Annotated in this window: 3 protein-coding genes, 1 tRNA gene and 2 pseudogenes; 1 reads left to right on the forward strand and 5 read right to left on the reverse strand. The window is 48.8% G+C overall.

All coding sequences use genetic code 11. From position 1 onward, the window contains the following. Positions 1-118: 118 nt before the first annotated feature. From ACTBDZ_RS16900 to ACTBDZ_RS16920, 5 genes and pseudogenes are all read right to left on the reverse strand, one after another. Positions 119-613 carry a phage antirepressor N-terminal domain-containing protein gene (locus tag ACTBDZ_RS16900; protein WP_438816161.1) on the reverse strand — a complete coding sequence of 165 codons (495 nt, stop codon included), beginning with the start codon at positions 611-613 and terminating at the stop codon, positions 119-121. A gap of 186 nt (positions 614-799) precedes the next feature. Continuing rightward, a complete protein-coding gene (locus tag ACTBDZ_RS16905; RefSeq protein WP_438816162.1) occupies positions 800-1273 on the reverse strand; it encodes a lysozyme in 474 nt (157 codons plus the stop codon). After that, positions 1273-1485 carry a class II holin family protein gene (locus ACTBDZ_RS16910; protein WP_438816163.1) on the reverse strand — a complete coding sequence of 71 codons (213 nt, stop codon included), beginning with the start codon at positions 1483-1485 and terminating at the stop codon, positions 1273-1275. The genes ACTBDZ_RS16905 and ACTBDZ_RS16910 overlap by 1 nt, the downstream gene beginning before the upstream one ends. 82 nt (positions 1486-1567) lie before the next feature. Then, positions 1568-1634, reverse strand: a tRNA-Asn gene (locus ACTBDZ_RS16915). A 499-nt stretch (positions 1635-2133) separates the two neighbouring features. After that, a pseudogene (locus ACTBDZ_RS16920) lies at positions 2134-2305 on the reverse strand (ORF6N domain-containing protein); the annotation flags it as partial. A gap of 89 nt (positions 2306-2394) precedes the next feature. On the opposite strand from ACTBDZ_RS16920, the pseudogene ACTBDZ_RS16925 reads away from it, so the two are divergent. Next, positions 2395-2552 (forward strand): annotated as a pseudogene (locus ACTBDZ_RS16925) (transposase); the annotation flags it as partial.

The raw sequence follows: 2552 nt of genomic DNA on the forward strand, positions 1-2552 counted from the left end.
CACGCCAATGGCAACATTACTTGATGGTAAACGGGTCTGGGCAGAAAAAAAATCTGAACCAGATTTAATCTGACAGACACCTGTATAAATAACCGGTAACTGTCAGATCAGGTCTGAGCTAGTACACTTTAATTTTCTTCGCATGTGCCGCCTTAATGCCTTTCCACTCGTTCAATCCCGTACCAAACATGCTGGCAACGGCCTTATCCGTTTTTAATTCTGCACAGGCTGCATTAAGTTCCTGCATGACGCTGCGCTTGCGTGGATTGGTAACCTGACCTTTAGTCCAGTATTCATAGAGCACGTCATCACATTCTTCCTGATACTGAACCACTTTGTCGCGGATTTCGGGCTTGACCTTGTTGGGGCTGATGGTCTGAAGCCAACCGTTTAATTTGCGCAGAGCCAAACACAGCATCTTCTGTGGGCCGCCAGATGTAGGGATGGTGATTTCCACCCCTCCTTTGGCAAAGCGCTGTTTTATCTTGGTTCTTTGTGACTTCCAATCCATCCCCATTCCTTCAACGATAGGTTTCATCGGGGTATAGGGTTCGCCATTGTAGTTGACGACATACAGAGCATTTCCATGAAACGGAACGGTGATTGTTTGCATAGTGCTTCGCCTTACTTAGTAATGAACCTTTGGTGCATAGGAAATCAGCCCGTCGAAGGCAGCACTAGCCAGCTGCTTCCTCAAAGGCTCATTCCTAAACAAGGTCCGACGTGTGATGGGTGCATGCACTGCACCGATGAAAAAAACCTCGGACGATGCCGAGGCTCAGTAAGTTGGATTAAAGGGTTACAGGGACTTCAGACAAAGCTCTCGCTCTACCGCCCGACGACTGACCAGTCCTTTCCAGATACGGCCATCGACATACACCCAACGGCGCATTTCGTCACAGGCACCGACCTTGTCTCCCGCGTTGAGCTTTTTGAGCAAGGTTGAACGCGCAAATGCCCCGCTGCCGACGTTGTAGACGAACGAGGCAAGAGCGGCTTTCTGGCTCTGCGTCAGTGGTACGGTGACATTAGCGTCAACCACAACCATTGCTGCTTTCAGGTCGCTGTCCAGAAGAGAATCACACTCTTTCTGGGTGTAACTTTTGTCAGAAATGACATTGCCGGTATGCCCATAGCACACCGTGAGCACACCGCCTGGATCCCTGTACGGCGTGTATTTCACACCCTCATGCCACTGGAGCAGCACGGCAGCCATGACAATGGCCCCGCCAGCAGCAGCGCCTGCCATCTTGTTACGCAGTGAGGGATTCATTACTCACCCCGCGCTTCTTTGCGTCGGTCTTCCCTGATTTTGAAATAGAGGTTGGTCAGAAAAGTGAGCAGGCCAAATACCAGGCTACTGAGTACGCCCAGCGCCGCCCATTGTGTCGACGATACGGTATCGAGTAGTTGCAGCATCCAATAACCGCCGCTTACACCCGATGCGCCATATGAAACGCCCGTGGTTATTTTGTCCAATTGCATAGTCTCACCTCCGATTTTTCGGATGGCGCTGTGTGATTGAGGGGGGATAAAAAAGGCCACGCCGGGAGCGTAGCCTGAAAATTGGCGGGACAGGAAGGATTCGCCCCTTCGGTTAACAGCCGAACGCATAACCGCTGTGCTTCTGACCCTGAAACGGAAAAACCCCGGTGATTAACCGGGGCCTTATCGCACACCTGTACCAAACTGATATGGACGGAACAACAAGCTGGATGTGCGACGTGATGATCTTATTCAGCAATCAGTCGCTGTCAATAGAAAAAAGCCCCAACCAAAGTTGAGGCTTCATGTCCTGCGCGCTTTTGCCGCAGCATGGGTGTATTATGTGTCCGGACGTCCGGACAGTCAAGCACTTTAGTTGATCTTTTGATCAGTGTTTTTTGATAAGTGGTTTATCTAAGCGCGTCGGACTGGCATCACCAGACATAACTAATGTGCGATAGCCAAAATCCTGTAGTGTCTCAACGAGTAAGTGAACATCCCGCCGAAGTTTTTGGATATATTCACCCTCGACACAATCCTTATCATCGATATTAATAATCTGATGTTGTCTGTTTCGGTAACAAACCAACCAACGCCCTTCTCTTGGTATCGTGACAGTGATGGCAGAATAACTATTGAAGAGATCTCGCTGACGTTGATTGAAGTAACAGTCCTCTAACTTCTCGAATACATCCCATGCCTTATCGGTTTCAAGCATCTTGGCGTGTCTTGCGGCTCCGCGTTCTGTCCATAAGATGAGATGCTTTGTGCGTGGTGCGACTAAGTAACTTTCAGTTACCTTGTTCTTAAAGTCTTTGAGTTCAATGCTTTCCAGGCTTTGTTGAATAAATAGAAAGTTTGGGTAATCATCGGATCAGATCACCATAGTTGTTTCAAAATCAGGTCTCCATGGCAAAACAAAATTTTAAAATCACTAACTCTCCTATAACAAGGCCCTCAAGCAGCGCGGTTCTCTAACCGTATGGCTAGATGAATCAGCCATTGCTGCATGGACGGAAAAAACGACTACTGAACGGCGTGGACGACCGCTCCACTACTCAGATATG

The sequence above is a fragment of the Symbiopectobacterium sp. genome (assembly GCF_051710365.1).
Classification (GTDB): Bacteria; Pseudomonadota; Gammaproteobacteria; order Enterobacterales; family Enterobacteriaceae; genus Symbiopectobacterium.